We start from the raw sequence: 19,232 nt of genomic DNA, 5'->3' as shown, positions 1-19,232 counted from the left end.
CCCATGGCACGCAGAACACGCCGGGAGGACGAACGTCCGGCCCGCAAGAAGAACCATCTGATCACCCTCGGCGTCCAGGCCGACGGACGGAACCCGGTCGACTACAAGGACGTTGCGCTCCTCCGACAGTTCCTCAGTGACAAGGGGCGGATCCGCAGCCGTCGGCTCACCGGCCTGACGCCGCAGCAACAGCGCCAGGTCGCGACCGCGATCCGCAACGCACGGGAGATGGCGTTGCTGCCCTACGACTCTCGCTGACGCACACATACGACATGCGAGTCCGTCTTGCCCCACGCCGGGGAGTTCTCGATCGCCCCGATGATCCGCGGACGCAGCTCCTCGGCACTGATGACCGCGTCGACCGAACCGACCTCGACGGCACGCTGGATGCTGTGCACCTTGTCGAACTCGGCGGCGATCTCGCTGATCTTCTCGGCACGAACCGACTGCCGGATGTCGGCGAGTTCCGCGTTCAGGCTCGAGCGATCGGTACCGGACGATTCGGCGACGCTCGCCTCGAGCTCGCGGACGCGAGGATCGGCGGCGACGCGCTTGGCGACCTCACCGGCGAACACCACCGCGGCCGCGGGCGCACCGCCGAGCACCGACGCGAACGAACCGTCGATGGCCAGCACGGTCATGTTCGGGTTCAGCGCCTTCGAGAACACCACGAACGCACCGCCGTGATAGCGCGAGATCACGCAGAACACGATCGGGCCGCGGAAGTTGACGATCGCCCGGCCGATCTCGGCGCCGTACTCGAGTTGCAGCTTGCGCATCGACTCCGGCGAACCGTCGAAGCCCGACAGGTTCGCGAGCACGACGAGCGGACGGTTGCCGCTGGCCACGTTGATCGCGCGGGCGGCCTTCTTCGACGACTGCGGGAACAGCGTGCCCGCGGTGTACGTGTCGGGTCCGTCGGTCGGCTTGTAGCCACGACGCGCGACCTCACGCGACTCGATGCCCAGCATGCACACCGGGATGCCGCCCAGGTGGACGTCACACACGACGGCCGTCTCGGCGTCGGCCATGCCGGCCCAACGTTCGAGGACGACGTGATCCTGGTCGGCGACGGCGCGCATCACGGTGCGGATGTCGAAGGGCTTCTTGCGATCCGGGTTGTGTTCCCGCGAGAAGACCTGACCCACCGTGGTGAAGTCGCTGCCGGCGAGCACGTGCGGGTAATCGGAGACGTCCCGGTCCGACGGATCGGTCGTGATCGCACGACGCGGGGTGCGCTCGCCCGGAAGCACGTAGGTGTGCTCGTAGTGGGACATGAGGACATCGCGTGCCGCACCGAGATTCGGTGCCCAGTACTGCGCCTGGCCGTTCGGGCCCATCACGCGGTCGTAACCACCGATGCCGAAGTTGTCCTCGGCCGAGACACCGCCGGAGAAGTCCAGCGACTGCTTGCCGGTGAGGACCATCGCCGAATCCGGGGTCATGACCAGGATGCCCTTGGTGTGCATGAGCATCGTCGCCTCGGCGTTCCAGTACGGCTGCGCACCGACATTGATGCCCGCCACGACGATGTTGATCTCGCCACCCGCCTGGGTGTACTCGACGACACGCTTCAGCGCGCGGGCGACCCAGTCCATGTTCTCGGTGCCGGAGTCCATCGAGATCCGGGCGCCCGAGGACAGCGCGTACCACTCGAGCGGCACCTGCATCTGTTCGGCGAGATCGAGTGCGGCGATGACCCGGCTGCACTCCGGTTCCGACAGCGCGCCAAGCGATTTGGTGGGATCGCCGAGCAGGACCACGCGGGTGACGCCCTCGGGGAACTTCTCGGTCGGGGTGGTGACCAGACCGGCGACCATCGCCGCGGTGTTGCGGCCCTTGGGCCGGTCGACCGGGACGAGACGATGCTCGGCGTCGAGGTCGTATTCGGTGAATTCACCGAGGATCTCGGCCAACTCGTACGGATAGACGGTGTTGCGTGCCGCGGCGCGCTTGACCTTCTGTCGGTACTCGTCGACGGGCTCGATCGGGGTCTCGGACGGTTCCCCGACCTTGACGTCGAATTCGCCGGTCGCGGTGAGCGAGAAGTGAATCGACACCTTGGTGAGGTCCCCGGTCTCGGGATTGCGTCGACGAGCGATCACCTGGACCTCTTCGAGGCCGATTCCCTGTGTGACACCGCGGATGTGACCGGCGATCATGTCGAGGATCGACGCGTCGTCGTCGATGGGCGGCCACACGTAGAGGATGATCCGGTTGGTGCTCGACGGGCGGGCCGCTCCGCGCTGGGCGCGGCGGATCGAGTCCGCACACGAGGCGAGCGTCGCCTCCGCGGTGGGCAGCGTCAGCAGACGTCCGCCGGGTTCGCGGACCGCCGTGAGGTCACGCACCTGGGCGAAGGCGATGAGCCGCTCGTCGGACGGGTTCTCCCTTGCGACACAACGGAAGAGGTACACCTCTTCGTCGTCGGCCGAGGAGAGCCGGGTGAGGTCGAACTTGCGGAGGCGCTCCATCCGCATCCGCTGCGCGATGTGCGGGTGCAGACCGCGGATGAGTCGTTCCTCCGCCATGCCGGTCGCGGACGGCCGGAAGGTGACGTGGTGGTGCATCCGCGCATCGCCGCTGCCGGCCACGGTGATCGTGACGCGGTGGACCTGCGGGGGGAGTGAGGCGTTGGAGACGATCTCGTGCAGCGTCTCGGCCAGCACGTCGAAGTCGTTCGGCTGCTGCTCCCAGCTGAGGTAGATGTCCGAGTCGACCGCGGCCGCGCCCCGGGCGAGTTTGCCGAGACCCTCCAGCACCGACGGCAGCGCCGCGAAACCGACGGCCGCGGACATCAGGCTGCCGCCCTCGCGGTCGGCGACGACGAAGGTCGTGCCACCGGCCTCGTGGTTGCGGATGTCCGAGAGCCCCTTGTTGCCGTAGTAGCGGCGGGTCAGGACCTCGAGCATCACCCGGTTGTCGGTGCTACCCCGCTCGATGCGCTGGCCGAGGAGACGGACCAGCGGCTCGGTGCTGCGCACCATGTTGTCGATGCGCTCGTCGCGGTCCGCGGCGTTCGGGTTCTCGTCGAGGTAGCGGAGTTGCTTGCGCACGTTGCTGTAGACGCGGGCACGATCGCGGAGCAGCAGCGGCTGGCCGTACCACGCGTAGACGACGCCACGGGCGAGGTCGGCGATGGCGGGGTAGCGCATCTGGGTCGCGGCGATCAGGCGGTCGAGGGCGGGGCCCACGTCGTCGCGCAGCTCGTCGCGGGGCGTCGGCTCCTGCAGCCACTCACGCAGCAGGGTGCTGATGACGGTGACGGACCCGGTCGGGTTCTGCAGCGCCAGGAAGATGCGGAAGACCGCGGCCTCGAGCTCCGGGGTCCGGTCGAGCTCGGTGACCCCGTAGTGCCGCAGCGCCCGGCTGAGCTGGTCGTGGAAGGCGGCGCGCAGGCCGTCCCGCTCCACGTCGAGGCTCTGCAGGTAGGTGTGGAAGTTCTCGCGCGCACTGTGGACGTGCTCGACGCCGAGCTCGTCACTGGACGGCCGGTTCTGGCTCAGCTCGGCGATGTCGGCGAACACGGTGATGAGTTCGAGCTCGTCGGCGAGAGGCCGGCGACCGCTGACCATCGCGGCGCGCCGCACCGCGAGGTACTCGTCGAGGAGACGGGTGCGGTCGTGCGGGTCGACGTCGTAGCCGAGGAGCTGGGCGCGCAGGTCCTCCTGCGACCGGGTGGTGCGCTCGTCGGCCTCGACCTCGGGTTCGACGGGCAGCTCGATGTCGACGCCCGCGACTTCCTCCGGAGTTTCTTCGTCCTCGTCGGCGAGCGGTTCGAGCCGCAGCAGCGTCGCTCCGGTCTCCACCTGCGCGCCCACGGATACCGCACATTCCTTGAGACGTGAGCGGACCGGAGCGCGCAACACGGTCTCCATCTTCATGGCCTCCAGGACCAACACCGGGGCGCCGGCCTCGACCTCGTCGCCGACCTGCAGCGGAGTCGCGACGACCAGCGCGGGTGCCGGCGAGCGGACGATGCCGCCTTCGTCGCGGCTGACGCGGTGGGTGATCCCGTCGACGTCGACGAGGTGGACGGGACCGTGCGTGTCGGTGACGAGCCGGAAGCGTTCGCGGTTGACCACGAGCTGGGCGGCATGGTCGTCGAAGCGCTCGAGCTCGACGTCGACGGTGCGGGCGTCGGTACCTGCCTCGATGCTCACGCGGAAGCGATGCGCGCCGATCCGCGCGACGCGGACCCGGTATGTGGCGCCGCGCAGCTTGAGATCGAGCGGACGACCGCTGTCGTGCTGGACCTGCGGACGGCCGCCCGAGGCGGTCGACATCAGACGCTGCTGTTCGACCTGCTCCTGCTCCTCGTAGGCGTCGATCGCGGCGGCGATCAGTGCGATCGCCGAATGCTGGTTCGCGACCAGGCGCCCCTCGGCGCGGACGCGGTCGATCCAGCCGGTGTCGGCGCTGCCGTCGATCACCTCGGGCTGGTCGAGCAGCTCGAGCACGAAGGACTTGTTGGTGGCGCCACCGGCGATGATCACGCGGGTCTCGCGCATCGCCCGGCGCAGGCGGCCGAGCGCTTCGTCGCGGTCACGTCCGTAGGCGATGATCTTGGCGATCATCGAGTCGAAGTCGGCGGGGATGGTGTCGCCCTCGCTCACGCCGGTGTCGACGCGGATACCCGGGCCGGCCGGCAGTTCGAGGAGGTTGATGCGACCGGGGGCCGGTGCGAAGTCGCGGTCCGGATCCTCGGCGTTGAGACGCGCCTCGATGGCGTGTCCGCGCTCGCGCGGCGGTTCGCCGTCGAGCTTGCCGCCGGACGCGACGTGCAGCTGGGCACGGACGAGGTCGAAGCCGTTGGTGATCTCGGTGATCGGGTGCTCGACCTGGAGTCGGGTGTTGACCTCGAGGAAGGCGAAGAGCTTCTCGCCGGGGTGGTACAGGAACTCGACGGTGGCGGCGCCGCGGTAGCCGACGGCGACGGCGAGCCGCTCGGCGGAGGCCTTGAGCTCGGCGACCTGGTCCTCGGAGAGGACGGGCGATGCCGATTCCTCGACGACCTTCTGGTTACGACGCTGGACCGAGCAGTCGCGGACGCCGAGCGCCCAGGCGGTGCCCTTACCGTCGGCGATGACCTGGACCTCGACGTGGCGCGCACCGGTGACCAGGCGCTCCAGGAAGACGACGCCGCTGCCGAAGGCGCGGGCGGCCTCGTCGCGGGTGCGCTCGTAGGCGTCGCGCAGCTCGTCGTCGTTGTTGATGACGCGGATGCCGCGCCCGCCGCCGCCGGCGGTGGCCTTCAGCATCAGCGGGTAGCCGATGTCGGCGGCCGCGGTCAGGGCCTCGTCGATGGAGTCGACGGCACCGCGGCTCCACGGTGCGACCGGCACACCGACTTCCTCGGCGATCAGCTTCGCGCCGATCTTGTCGCCCAGCTTGCGCATCGCGTCGGGCGACGGACCGACGAAGGTCACGCCGATCCGCTCACAGAGTTCGGCGAACACCGGGTCCTCGGCGACGAAGCCCCAGCCGACCCACGCCGCGTCGGCGCCGGTCTCCAGCAGGGCGCGCTCGAGCACCTTCATGTTGAGGTACGGGCGCGACGCGGCGGGACCGAGGTCGTAGGCGACGTCGGCTTCGCGCACGAAGGTGGCGGCGGCGTCGACATCGGTGTGCAGCGCGATGACCTCGATCGGCTGCCCGGTCTCGGCGGACAGGCCACGGACGGCATGGATGAGGCGCATTGCGGCCTCGCCACGGTTGACGATGGCAATTCGGGAGAACATCACCGACTCCTTCGGTTCGTCGTGCCGAGGGTGTTTTCGGCACACGCGAGGTGGTTCAACAGATCGATAGTTGCGGACCGAAGCCATTACGCGCGAGTACGTTCACGCGCGCCGGAATCTCCCCGGCTCGACCCCGTGGCTCGCCGTGACCGGGAACGCGCTGGATGGAGCCTCTTTTCCGCTATCAGATCTTCCTACCGAAACGGGGCACAATTCGGTGCCGATCGGCGATCTCGAGGAAGGCGATTCGCCCGTTTCCGCTGAGACCGATGTCATAGAGCCGCGCAGGATCGCATCAGGCGACGAACAGGATCCAGCCGTAGACGAGCAGACCGAACACCAGCACGCCGAGGTAGGCCCAGCCCAGCCAGATCGCGACGTTCGCGAACGGCAGTCCGGCCTCCCGGGTGCGACGGATCTGGGCCCGCGCGCGGTAGCCGAGTACGAGACCGATCACGAAGGTGATGCCCAGCCCGGAGAGGACCAGGGCCCACACGGCCGTGCGATTGAGGCGTTGGCCGGACTGGGGAGCCACGGTGTCCTCCGGATCGTCCTCGAGTGCTGGATTGTTTGCTGAGTAGGCCTGGGACACCGGCGCGAAGACCGTGCGGTCGTCTGAGTCGGGCGTCTGGCCGTCGAGATCCGGGCGCGGACGAGGCGGTTCCGGACGAGATGGTTCCGGACGAGACGGTGGCGGTCCGGGACGGGCACCGAGCGCATCCGGACGTGGTGCACCGGCGCGTTGCGAGGGATCACCTTGCGACGAATTACCTTGCGACGCACCAGGAATAGGCGACTGGAGGGGGGCTCCGGGCGACGGGCGGTGTCCGGCCGGGGGCGGGGCGCCAGGGGGCATCGGACGGGGATTGCCCTGCGGATCACCCGGAACCGGCCGCGGACGGGGCCCGGTCGTGTACGCGCCGGCCGGCCGTGGGGGACGACCCGGATCACCGCCGGGGCGGGGACCGTTCGGGCCGGGCGGTTGCGGACGCGGACCGCCGGGTCCGCCGGGTCCGTCCGAGGGACGGGGACTGCCGGGGGGCGGACCGGGACGCTGGGCAGATGTGGGACCACCGAGCGTCGGGCCACCCGATACGGGTGGGAAGGATCCGCCGGGCCCGGGACGGTTCGGTTCGGGCACGTCACGACCGCGGGGCGGGGAGGGTGCACTGATGGGTGCGCTCGGAACACGCTCCCAGGGGGCGGTGCCGTGGGATCCGCCGGTGGGCGCCGGGCCGGCGCCGCTCGGACCGGAACGGGTCGGTTCCGGGTCGCGAGGCCTCGCGTCGTCGGACATCGACCACAGCTCGCGTGCCCGCTCGGACGCGCCACCGGGGGAGGCGGGCGTGGTCGTAGAGCGCTCGTCGTCTGAGGTCACGTGTTTCAAATTACCCGTGGACGCCGCCGACGCCCGGATCGACCGTCGGCGGTGTCGTCACGAGGCCTGTGATTCCGTGCTCTCCACGAGGGCCTGACGGACCTCCTCGATGCGGGGAACGGTCGGGGAGACCGGCGGCGGATCCTGGCGTGTTCGACGCAGGACGACCGCGCCGGCACCTGCGGTGACCGCCGCTGCGAGCACGGTCAGTACGACGACGAGGTAGTTCTTCGGCATGTCGACCAGAGTGCCAGCCGGGCAGCCGCCGATGCCACCTCGGATCGTGTGACCCTGCGCGCGCAGACCACGTCCACGGAATCGGATCCATGCATCTGGGAGCCATCTCCCGACCATCCGGTAGGAGACAAGTGGTTGGATGGTGGGGTGACCACTCAGAAAACCTCCGCAGTCATCCACACCAACCGCGGCGACATCAAGGTCGACCTGTTCCCGAACCATGCGCCGAAGACGGTCGAGAACTTCGTCGGCCTCGCCGACGGCAGCAAGGAGTACAGCAAGCCGAATGCGTCCGGCGGCAACTCCGGACCGTTCTACGACGGCTCGGTCTTCCACCGTGTGATCGCCGGCTTCATGATCCAGGGCGGCGACCCGACCGGCACCGGCATGGGCGGCCCCGGCTACCAGTTCGGTGACGAGTTCCATCCCGAGCTGCAGTTCGATCGTCCGTACCTGCTCGCCATGGCCAACGCCGGGCCGGGCACCAACGGCTCGCAGTTCTTCATCACCGTCGGCCCGACCCCGCACCTCAACCGTCGCCACAGCATCTTCGGTGAGGTCACCGACCCCGCGTCGCAGCAGGTCGTCGACGCGATCGCGACGACGTCGACCGATCGTCAGGATCGTCCGCTCGACGCCGTCGTCATCGAGAAGATCGAGGTCAACTGACCACTCCGGAACACACCGCCCCCCAGCGGGCGGTGTGCTACCGGCATCCCGACCGTCCCACCGGCCTGTCCTGCAGCCGGTGTGGGCGGCCGGCGTGTCCGGAGTGTCTTCGACCTGCGTCGGTCGGCCAGCATTGTCTCGAGTGTCTTCGAGATGACGGTGTTCAGCAGACGCCGGCCTTCGGCGACCGCGGGATCCGGAGGATGGCCAGGACCCGGTTGTCCGAAGGCAAGCCGTACGTCACCTACACCCTGATCGGGATCAACATCCTGGTCTTCCTCCTGTGCGTGGCACAGGCAGGCTTCGGCGACCCCGGGGCCGCCACGATCTTCAGCTCCGGAGATCTACTCAAGAGCGACGTCGCCGCCGGCGAGTACTGGCGACTGCTGACGTCCGGCTTCCTGCATTTCAGTGTGATGCATGTGGCCGTCAACATGCTCTCGCTCTACATCCTGGGCCGTGACCTCGAGCTCGCGCTCGGCATGGCCCGCTACCTCGCGGTGTATCTGATCGCCCTGTTGGGCGGCAGCGCCGCCGTCATGCTCTTCGAGAACGATCGCGCCCTGACCGCGGGCGCCTCGGGCGCCATCTACGGCCTCATGGGCGCGATGCTGGTGATCATCCTCAAGGCGCGGGTCTCACCGGTGCCGGTGCTGTTGATCATCGGGTTCAACGTGGTCCTGTCGTTCTCGCTGCCCGGGATCTCCGTCCTGGGGCACCTCGGCGGTCTCGCCTTCGGTGCCGCGGCCACCGCAGCCGTCGTCTATCTCCCGGGACTGGTTCTGCCCGAGGGGCGCCGGACCTCGCAGGCGACCGGCCGGGTCGGCTGGATCGCGCTCGGCGTGCTCTTCGTCGTCGCGCTCGGCCTGGGGATCGCCGGGGGCGTCACCTACGACGGGCTGACCTACATCCGCTGACGTTCACACGTCATCTGTCGTCGTCGACGTGGAATCCCGCAGCGCGGAGTTCGTCGACGACCGAGATGAGGTCGGTGCCGAGATCCCATCGACTGAAGACCAGCAACCGGGTGTCGTCCCGGGGTCCGTCCTTCCCGGTTCCGTCATTCGGGCGGACGGGTTCGGCGTCGTCGTCGAGGACGTCGATCTCGAGCTGTCCCACCCGACGCCCGACGCGGCGCATCGACAGCAGCCGGATGCGTTCGACGCGGTCGGGCGTGTAGCTGCGCCGCCCGGTCAGACCGCGGACGGTCAGCGTGGCGGGGTATCCGGCGGCGAGTTCGAGGCGCGGCCGGACGACCAGCGTGTAGACACCCAGGCCGACCAGCAGGATGCCGGCGATTCCCATGAGCACGGAGCCCCCCGGGTCGTTGGACACCAGAACCGCGCCGCCGAGCAGGATCACTCCCCCGAGGCAGCCCGCGACTCCCGCGCCGACGGGCGTCGACCATGCGTGTGTGGATGAGTCGCCAGAGTTATCCACAGGAGTTACTCACAGTGGGGAGAACTTACACACATGTTATTTCCACACTGTGGACAACTTACACACATGTGTTTCCGCAGTTCAGAGTGATTCGTCCGGGACATGAGCGGCAATGCGATCAGCGCCACCGCATGGTCATCAACAGGCCGGCCACCATGAGCGAGAACCCGATGAGGAAGTTCCAGGAGTTGAGCTGCGCCATCCAGTAGAGGACCTGACCCTCGCCGCCGTACGCGGTGGGGGTGGCGGCGAGGTAGTAGACGACGAGCCAGGCCAGCCCCAAGAGCATCAGGCCGAGCATCACGCTCACGTAGATGGTGCTCGAGGCGCCGGCCTTGACCTTGACCGGCGTCCTGCTCGCGGTGTTGATCGTGTAGTCGGTCTTCTTCCGGACTTTTGACTTCGGCATGACATCCTCTGTTGTGCTGTACCGCGGCAGCGGTCGTACGCGTGCCCTGGCGTCCCGAACGTCGTGGCGACGAGCGGTCCGGGGTCGGAAACACTCGGCTTCTACGGTATCTCACCAGGTCGCTGACGGCGGTACCCGCTTTCGGCGGTAGCCTTTTGTCCGTGAGCCGCATCCTGGTCATCGACAACTACGACAGCTTCGTCTACAACCTGGTCCAATACCTGGGTCAGCTCGGTGTCGAGGCCGTCGTGTGGCGCAACGACGACCCGCGTCTGACCCCGTTCGACGCCGAACATCTGCGTGAGGCGGTCGCCGGATTCGACGGAGTGCTGCTGAGCCCGGGACCGGGCACCCCGCAGCGTGCCGGTGCGACGATGCCGATGGTCGAGGTGGCCGCTGCCGAGGAACTCCCCCTGCTGGGTGTGTGCTTGGGGCACCAGGCGATCGGCGCTGCCTTCGGCGGGACCGTCGACCGAGCCCCGGAACTGCTGCACGGAAAGACCTCGCTGGTCTTCCACGACGACAAGGGTGTGCTCGCCGGCCTGCCGGATCCGTTCACCGCCACCCGCTACCACTCGCTGACCGTCTTGCCCGAGACGATCCCCGACGAGCTCGTCGTCACCGGACGCACCGAGTCCGGCATCGTGATGGCGATGGCCCACCGCGAGCTGCCGATCCACGGGGTGCAATTCCACCCCGAGAGCGTTCTCACCCAGGGCGGGCACCGAATGCTCGCCAACTGGCTCAAGATCTGCGGGATCGAGGTTGACGAGGCACGTGTCGCGGCGCTCGAAGCTGAGATGGCCAGCGCGGTCGGCTGACGCCGCCCCACTCGCACTAAAAGGGAGCGAGGGTGTCAGTTCGGCAGCAGGCTGGCCTGACCGACGACGATGGTGATCGCGCCGCTCTTGCGCGCCTTCGAACCCGCCGGGGGGTCCTGCCCGATGACCCGTCCGCTGTCGGGACTGTTCAGCGGCACGTTGCGCGTCTGACGCGTCAGCGTCGACCGTTCCCACCCCGCCTGCTCGAGGGATGCCTGGGCCTCGACGGGGGTCTTGCCCCGCAGGTTCGGGACGGTGAACAGGTTGCCCCGGGACACCGAGAGCTGCACCGTGCTGCCCTGCTCGGCCGTCGAACCGGGCCCGGGAGAGGTGGAGATGACCTCGCCCGCGGGCTGTTCCGAGTCGACCGCGATCACCTCGACCGTCATACCGAGCTCTTCGAGGACCGCGCGGGCGCGGTCCGCCGGCATGCCGACGACGTCGCGGACGGTGATCTCCTTGGGGCCGTTGCCCACGTTGAGGACCACCGCGCCGTTCACCGGCACCTCGGTGCCGATCTTCGGTGCGGTCGAGACGACCTTGTCCTTCATGTCGATCGGGGAGTCGACACGTTCGGTCCTGACATTGGTGAACCCGAGCACCTTGAGGGCGTCCTGCGCCTCCGAAGGGGTCTTCCCGACCAGGTCAGACGGTATCCGGTGCCGTTGTGGGCCGGTCGAGATGTACAGCGCGACCTCGGATCCCTCGGCCGCCAGGACCCCTTCGCCCGGCGTCGACCTCGTGGCCAGTCCGGGCCCGACGTCGAGGCTGGGTTCCTCGAGGACCCGCACCTCGAAACCGGCGCGTTCGAGGGAGGACCGGGCGTCGTCGGAACTCAGCCCGCTGACCGCGGGCACGGTGACTTCGGGATCGGACCCCGAACTCCACGGGGACCAGAGGAACAGCGTTCCGACGAGCAGCACCACTGCGGCCATTGCGCCGGCCATCAGTCGGCGTGACCTTCGGCGTGGCGGCTCGTCGTCGGCGTCGTCCCGGTATGCGTCGTCTCGTCGATGGTTGCCGCCGGTCCGCGCGGGGACGGCGCGACGGGGCCCGGTCGTCTCCGACCGGGTGGGGCGTCGCGGCCCGGTGTCGATGAACTCGGTGCGCTCCTCGTCGGTGAGCAGCATCGGCGCCGACGGCTTGCCGCCGGCGAGCACCCGGATCAGGTCAGCGCGCAGATCAGCGGCCGACTGATACCGGTTCTCCTTGTTCTTGCTCATCGCCTTGAGTACGACGGAGTCGAGCTCACGCGGGATGTCGGGGCGCACGTGCGACGGCCACGGCGGGTCCTCGTGCACGTGCTGGTGGGCGACCGCGACGGGTGAGTCACCGGTGAACGGCGGTTCTCCGGTGAGCAACTCGAAGAGCACACAACCCATCGAGTAGATGTCGCTGCGCGGGTCGACCTTGATGCCGCGGGCCTGCTCCGGCGACAGGTACTGGGCGGTGCCCATCACCGCGGACGTCTGCGTCATGGTCGACGTCGAGTCGCTCATCGCGCGGGCGATGCCGAAGTCCATCACCTTCACCGCGCCGGACTTGTCGATCATCACGTTCGCCGGCTTCATGTCGCGGTGCACGATGCCGTTGCGGTGTGAGAAGTCCATCGCGGCCGCGACGTCGGCCATCCACGTCATCGCCTGCCGCGGTGCGATCGGACCGTTGGCGCGCAACACGTCTCGCAGGGTGTCGCCGTCGACGTACTCCATCACGATGAACGGCAGCGGACCGTCCTCGGTCTCGGCCTCACCGGTGTCGAAGACCTGGACGATCGTCGGGTGATTCAGCTTCGCCGCGTTCTGGGCTTCCCGCCGGAACCGGAGATAGAACGACGGATCACGCGCGAGGTCGGCGCGCAGCACCTTGATCGCCACATCCCGGTGCAACACCAGATCCCGGGCATAGTGCACCTCGGACATGCCACCGAAACCCAGCGTTTCGCCGAGTTCGTAGCGGTCGGAGAGGTGGTGTGGTGTCGTCATCTGCCTCGGGGTCAGCCTCGGATCTCAGCTCGGTGTGGTGGTCGGACGTGATATCAGCATGGCGCGGGGGTCTAGCACAGCGGGAACGGCACGCCGGGGAAGCACGGGGTACCGGTGGCGGCACCGGTGTCCGTCGTGTCCTCGGTGGTCGTCGGCGGAGCCGGTGTCGTCGTCTCCGTCGTCTGTTCGCTGGTGGTCGTCTCCTCCCGCGTGGTGGTGCGGGTCGGGCGTCGCGTGGTCGTGGTCTCCGTCGGTTCCTCGGTCGGGGCCACAGTGGTGGTCTGGGTGACTGTCGAGGAGGTGGACGGGGCCGGCGGTGCGGCATCGCTGCCACCGCTGCTGACCAGGTAGAAGCCGATCAGGCCGATCGCACCGACCAGCAACGCGGCGGCCACACCGGCGAGGACCTTCTGGCCGGTCGTCCAGCTGTTGTCCGGTGGCGGCGCGACCGCCGTCCGGGACGTCGGACGCGGTGTGACGGGACGCGAAGCGGTGCCCGGCGACGTCGCGGCGCGGGTTGCGACGGTGTTGCCCAGCGCCGCGGCCCCGGCAGCGCCCGCTGCGGCACCGGCGATGGCCCCCGGTCGCGGGGGTCGGCGACCCGCGCGGACGGCGGCCACCGCGTCGGCGAACTCGCCACCGCTGGCGTAACGCTGGCGTGGATCCTTGGCCATCGTGATCTCGATGAGCTCACGGACACCCGAGGGCAGGTTGGACGGCAGTGGCGGCGGTGATTCGCGGATGTGTTTCATCGCCACGGTGATCGCACCGTCGCCGAGGAACGGGCGCCGGCCGGTGAGGGCCTCGTAGCCGACGACGCCGAGCGAGTACACGTCGGACGCGGCAGTCGCCTCGTCGCCGGTGGCCTGCTCGGGAGAGATGTACTGCGCGGTGCCCATGACCATTCCGGTCTTGGTGACCGGCGCGGAGTCGACGGCCTTGGCGATACCGAAGTCGGTGATCTTCACCTGGCCGGTGGGAGTGATCAGGATGTTGCCCGGCTTGACGTCGCGATGCACCAGACCCTGACTGTGCGCGGCCTGCAGGGCCCGGCCGGTCTGTTCGAGCATGTCGAGCGTGTTGGTCAGCGACAGCCGGCCGAGACGCGAGATCACCGAGTTCAGCGGCTCACCGTCGACCAGTTCCATCACCAGATAGGCCAGCGGGTGGCCACCGTTGTAATCCGGCGTCTCGCCGTAATCGAAGACGTTGGCGATGCCCGGGTTGTTGAGTTTCGCGGTCGTCTGCGCCTCCGCGCGGAACCGCGCGATGAACTCCGGGTCGCTCGTGTACTCGGCCTTGAGGACCTTCACCGCGACACGACGGTTCAGGCGTGTGTCGAGGGCTTCCCACACCTGGCCCATGCCGCCCGTCGCGATCAGACGGATGAGCCGGTAACGATCACCGATGGTGGTGCCGTTCTGCAGGGTCATCGACTGCCACCTCCCACCAGTGAGTTGATCACTTCTCGTCCGATCGGTGCGGCGACGGTCCCGCCGACCGAGTCCGCACCGAATTGTCCATTCTCCACCACGACGGCCACGGCAATCTGTGCATTCGACGACGGTCCGAACGCGATGTACCAGGCGTACGGGGTCTCGGTGCTCGAACCGCTCTCGGCGGTGCCGGTCTTCGACGCGATCGACACCGGTCCGCCGGCTCCCGCGGTGGAGCGCTCGGACTCGATCATCATCGATGTCAGCTCGGCCGCCTGCTCCGGTGTGATCGGTTTGTTGGCGGTGGTCGGCGGTGTGGTCTGCAAGGTTCGCAGATCCGCCGATTGGAGCTTATCGACCAGGTACGGCTGCATACGCACCCCTCCGTTGGCGACGGTCGCCGCGATCATGGCGTTCTGTAGCGGCGTGAGCCGTACATCCCGCTGTCCGATGGATGCCTGTGCGAGAACGTCGAGAGACGGGATCTGACCCACGGTCGAGTCGGCGACGGGGATCGGGATGTCCGGGCCGGGCTGATCGAGGCCGAACAGGCTCGCGGTCTCGGTGAACTTGGGGATCGCGTCCGACATCTTCTCTGTCACGAGTTCGGCGAACGCGGTGTTGCACGAGTACTTGAACGCCGTCTCCAGCGACACGGTTCCGCCCGAGGACCCCGGACAGGCCTGTCCGCCGTAGTTCGGCAGGGACACGTTGGTGCCCGGCAGCGGGAAACTCGGTGACGCGGTGAGGCGGATGCCCGGGGTGATGTTGTCGCGGAGCGCGGCCGCCGAGGTGACGACCTTGAAGGTCGACCCCGGCGGGTACAGCTGGCTGATCGCGCGATTGAGCATCGGCTGTGCGGTGTCGCCGGGACGGTTCCACGCCTCCCAGCTGCTCTCACGAACTTCCTGGTCGTGGCTGGCGAGCTTGTTGGGGTCGTAGCTCGGGGTCGAGACCATCGCCAGGATCTTGCCGGTGTTGGGCTGGAGCGCCACCACCGCGCCGCGGCACGGTCCGTCGCACGGCCCGTTGAGCATGGCGCGGTACGCAGCTTGCTGGACCTTCGGGTTGATCGTCGTGACGACATTGCCGCCACGCGGGTCGCGGCCGGAGAACATGTCCATGAACCGCTGGCCGAAAAGGCGGTCGTCGGATCCGTTGAGGATGGAGTTCTCGTAGTGCTCGATCTGGCTCGCCAGGTACTGGAACGAGTAGTAGCCGGTGACCGGCGCGAATGCCTCGGCGCCTTCCCGCGGGTACTGACGCAGGAACTTCAGGCGGCTGTCGATGGGCACCGACAGGGCGATCACCGTGCCGTCGGCGGTGGTGATCAGGCCGCGCTGGCGCGAGTACTCGTCGAGCAGGACCCGGTTGTTGCGCGGGTCGGTCTTCAGGGCGTCGGCCTTGAACACCTGGACGTAGGTGGCGTTGGCCAGCAGCGCGACGATCATCACGATCACCGCGATCGACACGTTTCGGATCGGCTTGTTCATCGGCGCTTCACCACCTGGGTGGGCAGCGCTTCAACCGGCTTGGCCGCCGGACGTTTCTTCACCGGATCGGGTTCGCGGGCGGCGTTGGAGATCCGGATGAGCAGCGCGACGAGGATGTAGTTGGCCAGCAGCGACGATCCGCCGTAGGACAGGAACGGCGTCGTCAGACCGGTCAGCGGGATGAGCTTGGTGACGCCACCGACCACGACGAAGATCTGCATGGCGATGGTGAACGCCAGGCCCGTGGCGAGAAGCTTGCCGAAGCTGTCCCGGACGGCGATGCCGGTGCGCAGGCCGCGATGGATGAACACCATGTAGAGCAGCAGGATCGCGGTGAGCCCGGCGAGCCCGAGTTCCTCACCGATGGTCGAGATGATGAAGTCGGTGTTGGCGAACGGCACGATGTTGGGTCGTCCGGAACCGAGGCCGGTGCCGAACAGACCGCCCGTGGCCAAGCCGAACAGGCTCTGACCGATCTGGTAGCCCGAGCCGTCGAAGTCCTCGAAGGGGTTGAGCCACACCGAGACACGCGTCTGCAGATGGGAGAAGATCGACCACGCCAGCACGGCGCCGATGGCGAACAGACCGATGCCGAGGACCAGCCATTCGACCCGGGACGTGGCCACGTAGAGCATCGTCAGGATGGTCGCGAAGATCAGCAGCGACGTGCCGAGGTCCTTCTGGACCACCATCACCGCGATGGCGATGGCCCAGGCGGCGATCAAGGGACCGAGGTCGCGGGCGCGGGGGAGGTCGACGCCGAGGACGTGCGGGCCCGCGGTGATGAACAGGTCGCGCTTCGACACCAGGACCGCCGCGGCGAAGATGATGATCAGGATCTTCGAGAACTCGCTCGGCTGGATCGAGAAGAACGGCGTGATGATCCAGTTCTTGGAGCCGTTGATCTCCGAGAACGCGCTCGGCAGGATCGCCGGGATGATCAGGAAGATCAGTCCGCCGAGGCCGAGGGTGTAGGCGTACCGCGACAGGGTGCGGTGATCCCGGATGAGGATCAGCACCGCCGAGAACGCGATGATGCCCAGACCGGCCCACAGCAACTGCTGGTCGGCGTTGTTGGTCGACTCGGTCGGGTTGATCGACTCGCCGGTGTTGCCGGACCCGAGGTCGAGGCGGTGGATCAGCACCAGACCCAGCCCGTTGAGCACGGCGACGACGGGGAGCAGGATCGGGTCGGCGTGCGGCGCGTAGCGTCGTACGACCAGGTGGGCGATCCCGAACAGCGCCGTGTACGCGGCGACGTACTTGACGATGTCCCACGTCAGGTTCTGGCCCTGGGCGGCTTGGACGACGAGAAGGGCCACCGTCACGAGACCGATGGCGAACACCAGCAGGAGTAGCTCGGCGTTTCGGCCGGTACTCGTCGCGGGCTCGCGAGGCGGGGCATGCGGGGTGGGCGCGGCTTGAGTCATCTCACCTGCTGCCGGCAGCTGGTACCGGCGTCCTGTGGAGGTGCGGGCTTCTCGGCGGGTGCAGCGCCCGGTGCGGGCGGAGCCACCGACTCGGTGGCACCTCGCTGGGGGATGCCGGACGGGTTCGCGGAGGCACGGGGAGCGGGCGGTGCGCTCGAGGCCGGGGGCGGGGTCGGCGTGGACGGCGGAGGCGGAGGAGTCGACGACGGAGCATTGTCGCAGCGGAAGGTGAGCTCCTTGGTCACCACGCCCTCGATCTCCTCGGCGCTGCGGTCGCGGATCATCACGTTCTTCACCGATTGAGCCGGTCCGGACACGAGATCGTCGACGTTGAGCGAGATCTTGCAGGTGTCGTCGTACGGGATGAAGGTGTAGGTGGGTTTCTCCTGGTCGAGATTCTCGACGCATACCCGTGTCACGGGTTCGCTCATCGACACGAAGAGGAAGTCGGCCGGCGAACCCTGATGGATCACGACGTCCCCGCCGGAGTCGGCGGCCACGTAGTAGTTTCTCTGCACGACCGGGCGGACGGCGAAGAATCCGGCGACCAGTGCGACGACGACCGCGACCGCGACACCGACGGCAAGCCACCGACGCCACGTGCTCTTGTGCTTCGGCGGCGCGTCGTCCTCGGTCAGGACCGTCGGGCGCTGCGGCTGGGCGGCCGGCGGACGCAGCGCGGCGGCGCGCCCGGCAGCGGTCGCGGGATCGGGGATGTAGTGCTCCTCGTGGCCGCCGGCGGCTCCGCCGACGATCGGGCGAGAGTCGCCGTACTCGGTGTCGACGACGTCGGCGAGGACGACGGTCACGTTGTCCGGGCCGCCACCGCGCAGGGCGAGTTCGATCAAGCGGTCGGCGCATTCCTTCGGATCCGCGATCGAGCCGAGGGTTTCGGCGAGGGTCTCCTCGCTCACGACGTCGGACAGCCCGTCGCTGCAGAGCATGTACCGGTCGCCGGCGCGGGCCTCGCGCATGGTGAGTGTGGGTTCGACCTCGCTGCCGGTCAGCGCCCGCATGATCAGCGACCGTTGCGGGTGCGTGTGTGCCTGCTCGGCGGTGATCCGGCCTTCGTCGACGAGTGTCTGCACGAAGGTGTCGTCGCGGGTGATCTGGTTGAGTACACCGTCGCGGTACATGTAGCCGCGTGAATCGCCGATGTGGCACAGTCCGATTCGGCTGCCGGCGAAGAGGATGGCGGTGAGCGTGGTGCCCATGCCGTCGAGCTCGGGCGCCTCGTGGACCTGTGCGGCGATGGCCTCGTTGCCCGCGCGTGTGGCGCGGTCGAGCTGGCTCAGCAGATCGCCGCCGGGCTCGTCCTCGTCGAGTTCGGACAGGGCACGGATGACGAGCTGACTGGCGACCTCGCCGGCCGCGTGTCCGCCCATGCCGTCGGCGAGCGCGAGCAGGCGCGGACCGGCGTAGAAGGAGTCCTCGTTGTTGGACCGGACGAGACCGCGGTCGCTGCGCGCGATGTAGCGCAACACAAGTGTCACGGGCGCAACTCGATCACGGTCTTGCCGATGCGGATCGGCGTGTTCAGCGGGACCTTGGCGGCAGTCGTCACCTTGGACCGGTCGAGATAGGTGCCGTTGGTGGAACCGAGGTCTTCGACATACCAGTCGTCACCCCGTCTGGAGAGGCGTGCGTGACGTTCCGAGGCGTAGTCGTCGGTGAGGACGAGGGTCGAGTCGTCGGCACGGCCGAGCAGCACCGGCTGCTGGCCGAGGCTGATGCGGGTGTTGGCCAGGGCGCCGTGCGTGACGACGAGGTAGCGGGCCGCGCCGCGTACCCCACCGCTGCGTCGACGCTTGTCGGCGCCACCCGAGTAGCGCGGGATGCGCATGCCGCCGGCCGAGGCGATATCGGCACGAAGAGTCCGGATCACGGCGAAGACGAACAACCACAGCAACAGCAGGAACCCGATACGGGTCAATTGCAGCACCAAGCCCTGCATCTCGTGTGTTCACCTCCAGCGCCGTCACATCTCGGTTCAGTCGTACTCGGCAAGCCGTACCGGCGGGTGTCGATCTCGACTGCCGATCGCAACCGGCGGACCCCGTGTGCATCTTATGGGCAGTTCCGCCGAACCCGTTCATTCACATATGACAGTTCAGTATCAACCGCCCGCGCACAGTCGCCGGATCGCCTCGATCAGCGACGATCGCCGCCCGTGTTCCACGGGGCGTTCGTCGG

The 19,232-nt window shown here is 68.2% G+C and carries 15 protein-coding genes; 4 read left to right on the top strand and 11 right to left on the bottom strand.

Translation table 11 applies throughout. The features are described 5' to 3' along the window. Positions 1–3 precede the first annotated feature (3 nt). Positions 4–258, top strand: a complete 255-nt coding sequence (gene rpsR, locus GOAMI_RS15480; protein ID WP_006437490.1) for a 30S ribosomal protein S18 — start codon at positions 4–6, stop codon at positions 256–258. On the opposite strand, the gene GOAMI_RS15475 is transcribed toward rpsR, so the two are convergent. The 3 genes from GOAMI_RS15475 to GOAMI_RS15465 all read right to left on the bottom strand — a co-directional run bounded on the left by GOAMI_RS15475 (position 243) and on the right by GOAMI_RS15465 (position 7,356). Continuing rightward, a complete protein-coding gene (locus GOAMI_RS15475; RefSeq protein WP_006437489.1) occupies positions 243–5,741 on the bottom strand; it encodes an ATP-binding protein in 5,499 nt (1,832 codons plus the stop codon). The genes rpsR and GOAMI_RS15475 overlap by 16 nt on opposite strands. Before the next feature lie 295 nt (positions 5,742–6,036). Continuing rightward, positions 6,037–6,333 (bottom strand): DUF4190 domain-containing protein, encoded by a 297-nt coding sequence (locus tag GOAMI_RS15470; protein WP_006437488.1) that lies wholly within the window; start codon positions 6,331–6,333, stop codon positions 6,037–6,039. Positions 6,334–7,176: 843 nt separating this feature from the next. Further along, entirely contained in the window at positions 7,177–7,356 is a 180-nt protein-coding gene (locus GOAMI_RS15465) for a hypothetical protein (RefSeq protein WP_006437486.1), read from the bottom strand. A gap of 147 nt (positions 7,357–7,503) precedes the next feature. Here GOAMI_RS15465 and GOAMI_RS15460 point away from each other — a divergent pair, with 147 nt between their 5' ends. Both GOAMI_RS15460 and GOAMI_RS15455 read left to right on the top strand, forming a co-directional pair. Next, complete coding sequence (locus tag GOAMI_RS15460) at positions 7,504–8,025, top strand: peptidylprolyl isomerase (RefSeq protein ID WP_006437485.1); 522 nt, start codon at positions 7,504–7,506, stop codon at positions 8,023–8,025. Between the two features lie 203 nt (positions 8,026–8,228). Next, positions 8,229–8,942, top strand: coding sequence for a rhomboid family intramembrane serine protease (locus GOAMI_RS15455; RefSeq protein ID WP_024497918.1), 714 nt, complete (start codon positions 8,229–8,231; stop codon positions 8,940–8,942). Positions 8,943–8,952: 10 nt separating this feature from the next. Here the strand turns inward: GOAMI_RS15455 and GOAMI_RS15450 are convergent, their stop codons facing one another. Together GOAMI_RS15450 and crgA are read right to left on the bottom strand one after the other, a co-directional pair. Beyond that, positions 8,953–9,465 (bottom strand): PH domain-containing protein, encoded by a 513-nt coding sequence (locus tag GOAMI_RS15450; protein ID WP_006437483.1) that lies wholly within the window; start codon positions 9,463–9,465, stop codon positions 8,953–8,955. Between the two features lie 118 nt (positions 9,466–9,583). Beyond that, on the bottom strand, positions 9,584–9,874 hold the full coding sequence (crgA, locus tag GOAMI_RS15445; protein ID WP_006437482.1) for a cell division protein CrgA: 291 nt from the start codon (positions 9,872–9,874) through the stop codon (positions 9,584–9,586). Between the two features lie 161 nt (positions 9,875–10,035). Between crgA and GOAMI_RS15440 the strand changes: the two genes are divergently transcribed. Then, positions 10,036–10,695: an aminodeoxychorismate/anthranilate synthase component II gene (locus GOAMI_RS15440; RefSeq protein ID WP_024497917.1), complete on the top strand. Its 660-nt coding sequence runs from the start codon at positions 10,036–10,038 to the stop codon at positions 10,693–10,695. 35 nt (positions 10,696–10,730) lie between these two features. Here the strand turns inward: GOAMI_RS15440 and pknB are convergent, their stop codons facing one another. The 6 genes from pknB to GOAMI_RS15410 form a co-directional block, all read right to left on the bottom strand. After that, on the bottom strand, positions 10,731–12,680 hold the full coding sequence (pknB, locus tag GOAMI_RS15435) for a Stk1 family PASTA domain-containing Ser/Thr kinase (RefSeq protein ID WP_006437480.1): 1,950 nt from the start codon (positions 12,678–12,680) through the stop codon (positions 10,731–10,733). A gap of 71 nt (positions 12,681–12,751) precedes the next feature. Continuing rightward, the gene (locus tag GOAMI_RS15430) at positions 12,752–14,113 is read right to left on the bottom strand and encodes a protein kinase domain-containing protein (RefSeq protein WP_006437479.1); all 1,362 of its coding nucleotides are present in this window, start codon (positions 14,111–14,113) and stop codon (positions 12,752–12,754) included. Next, the gene (locus tag GOAMI_RS15425) at positions 14,110–15,609 is read right to left on the bottom strand and encodes a peptidoglycan D,D-transpeptidase FtsI family protein (RefSeq protein WP_006437478.1); all 1,500 of its coding nucleotides are present in this window, start codon (positions 15,607–15,609) and stop codon (positions 14,110–14,112) included. The genes GOAMI_RS15430 and GOAMI_RS15425 overlap by 4 nt, the downstream gene beginning before the upstream one ends. Continuing rightward, positions 15,606–17,039 (bottom strand): FtsW/RodA/SpoVE family cell cycle protein, encoded by a 1,434-nt coding sequence (locus GOAMI_RS15420; protein ID WP_006437477.1) that lies wholly within the window; start codon positions 17,037–17,039, stop codon positions 15,606–15,608. The genes GOAMI_RS15425 and GOAMI_RS15420 overlap by 4 nt, the downstream gene beginning before the upstream one ends. Then, the gene (locus tag GOAMI_RS15415; RefSeq protein ID WP_006437476.1) at positions 17,036–18,532 is read right to left on the bottom strand and encodes a PP2C family protein-serine/threonine phosphatase; all 1,497 of its coding nucleotides are present in this window, start codon (positions 18,530–18,532) and stop codon (positions 17,036–17,038) included. Before GOAMI_RS15415 ends, GOAMI_RS15420 begins: the two co-directional genes overlap by 4 nt. Continuing rightward, on the bottom strand, positions 18,529–18,993 hold the full coding sequence (locus tag GOAMI_RS15410) for an FHA domain-containing protein FhaB/FipA (protein ID WP_006437475.1): 465 nt from the start codon (positions 18,991–18,993) through the stop codon (positions 18,529–18,531). The genes GOAMI_RS15415 and GOAMI_RS15410 overlap by 4 nt, the downstream gene beginning before the upstream one ends. Positions 18,994–19,232: the final 239 nt, after the last annotated feature.

It is taken from the genome of Gordonia amicalis NBRC 100051 = JCM 11271 (assembly GCF_000332995.1).
In the GTDB taxonomy this organism is placed as follows: domain Bacteria; phylum Actinomycetota; class Actinomycetes; order Mycobacteriales; family Mycobacteriaceae; genus Gordonia; species Gordonia amicalis.
Note: the sequence above shows the minus strand (reverse complement) of the source record. Positions and strands in the feature narration are given on the sequence as shown.

Coding starts and splice junctions, on each gene's coding strand:
- GOAMI_RS15430 (WP_006437479.1), bottom strand. CDS start 14,113: ATGACCCTGCAGAACGGCACCACCATCGGTGATCGTTACCGGCTCATC.
- GOAMI_RS15425 (WP_006437478.1), bottom strand. CDS start 15,609: ATGAACAAGCCGATCCGAAACGTGTCGATCGCGGTGATCGTGATGATC.
- GOAMI_RS15420 (WP_006437477.1), bottom strand. CDS start 17,039: ATGACTCAAGCCGCGCCCACCCCGCATGCCCCGCCTCGCGAGCCCGCG.
- GOAMI_RS15410 (WP_006437475.1), bottom strand. CDS start 18,993: ATGCAGGGCTTGGTGCTGCAATTGACCCGTATCGGGTTCCTGCTGTTG.
- GOAMI_RS15455 (WP_024497918.1), top strand. CDS start 8,229: ATGGCCAGGACCCGGTTGTCCGAAGGCAAGCCGTACGTCACCTACACC.
- pknB (WP_006437480.1), bottom strand. CDS start 12,680: ATGACGACACCACACCACCTCTCCGACCGCTACGAACTCGGCGAAACG.
- GOAMI_RS15475 (WP_006437489.1), bottom strand. CDS start 5,741: ATGTTCTCCCGAATTGCCATCGTCAACCGTGGCGAGGCCGCAATGCGC.
- GOAMI_RS15465 (WP_006437486.1), bottom strand. CDS start 7,356: ATGCCGAAGAACTACCTCGTCGTCGTACTGACCGTGCTCGCAGCGGCG.
- crgA (WP_006437482.1), bottom strand. CDS start 9,874: ATGCCGAAGTCAAAAGTCCGGAAGAAGACCGACTACACGATCAACACC.
- rpsR (WP_006437490.1), top strand. CDS start 4: ATGGCACGCAGAACACGCCGGGAGGACGAACGTCCGGCCCGCAAGAAG.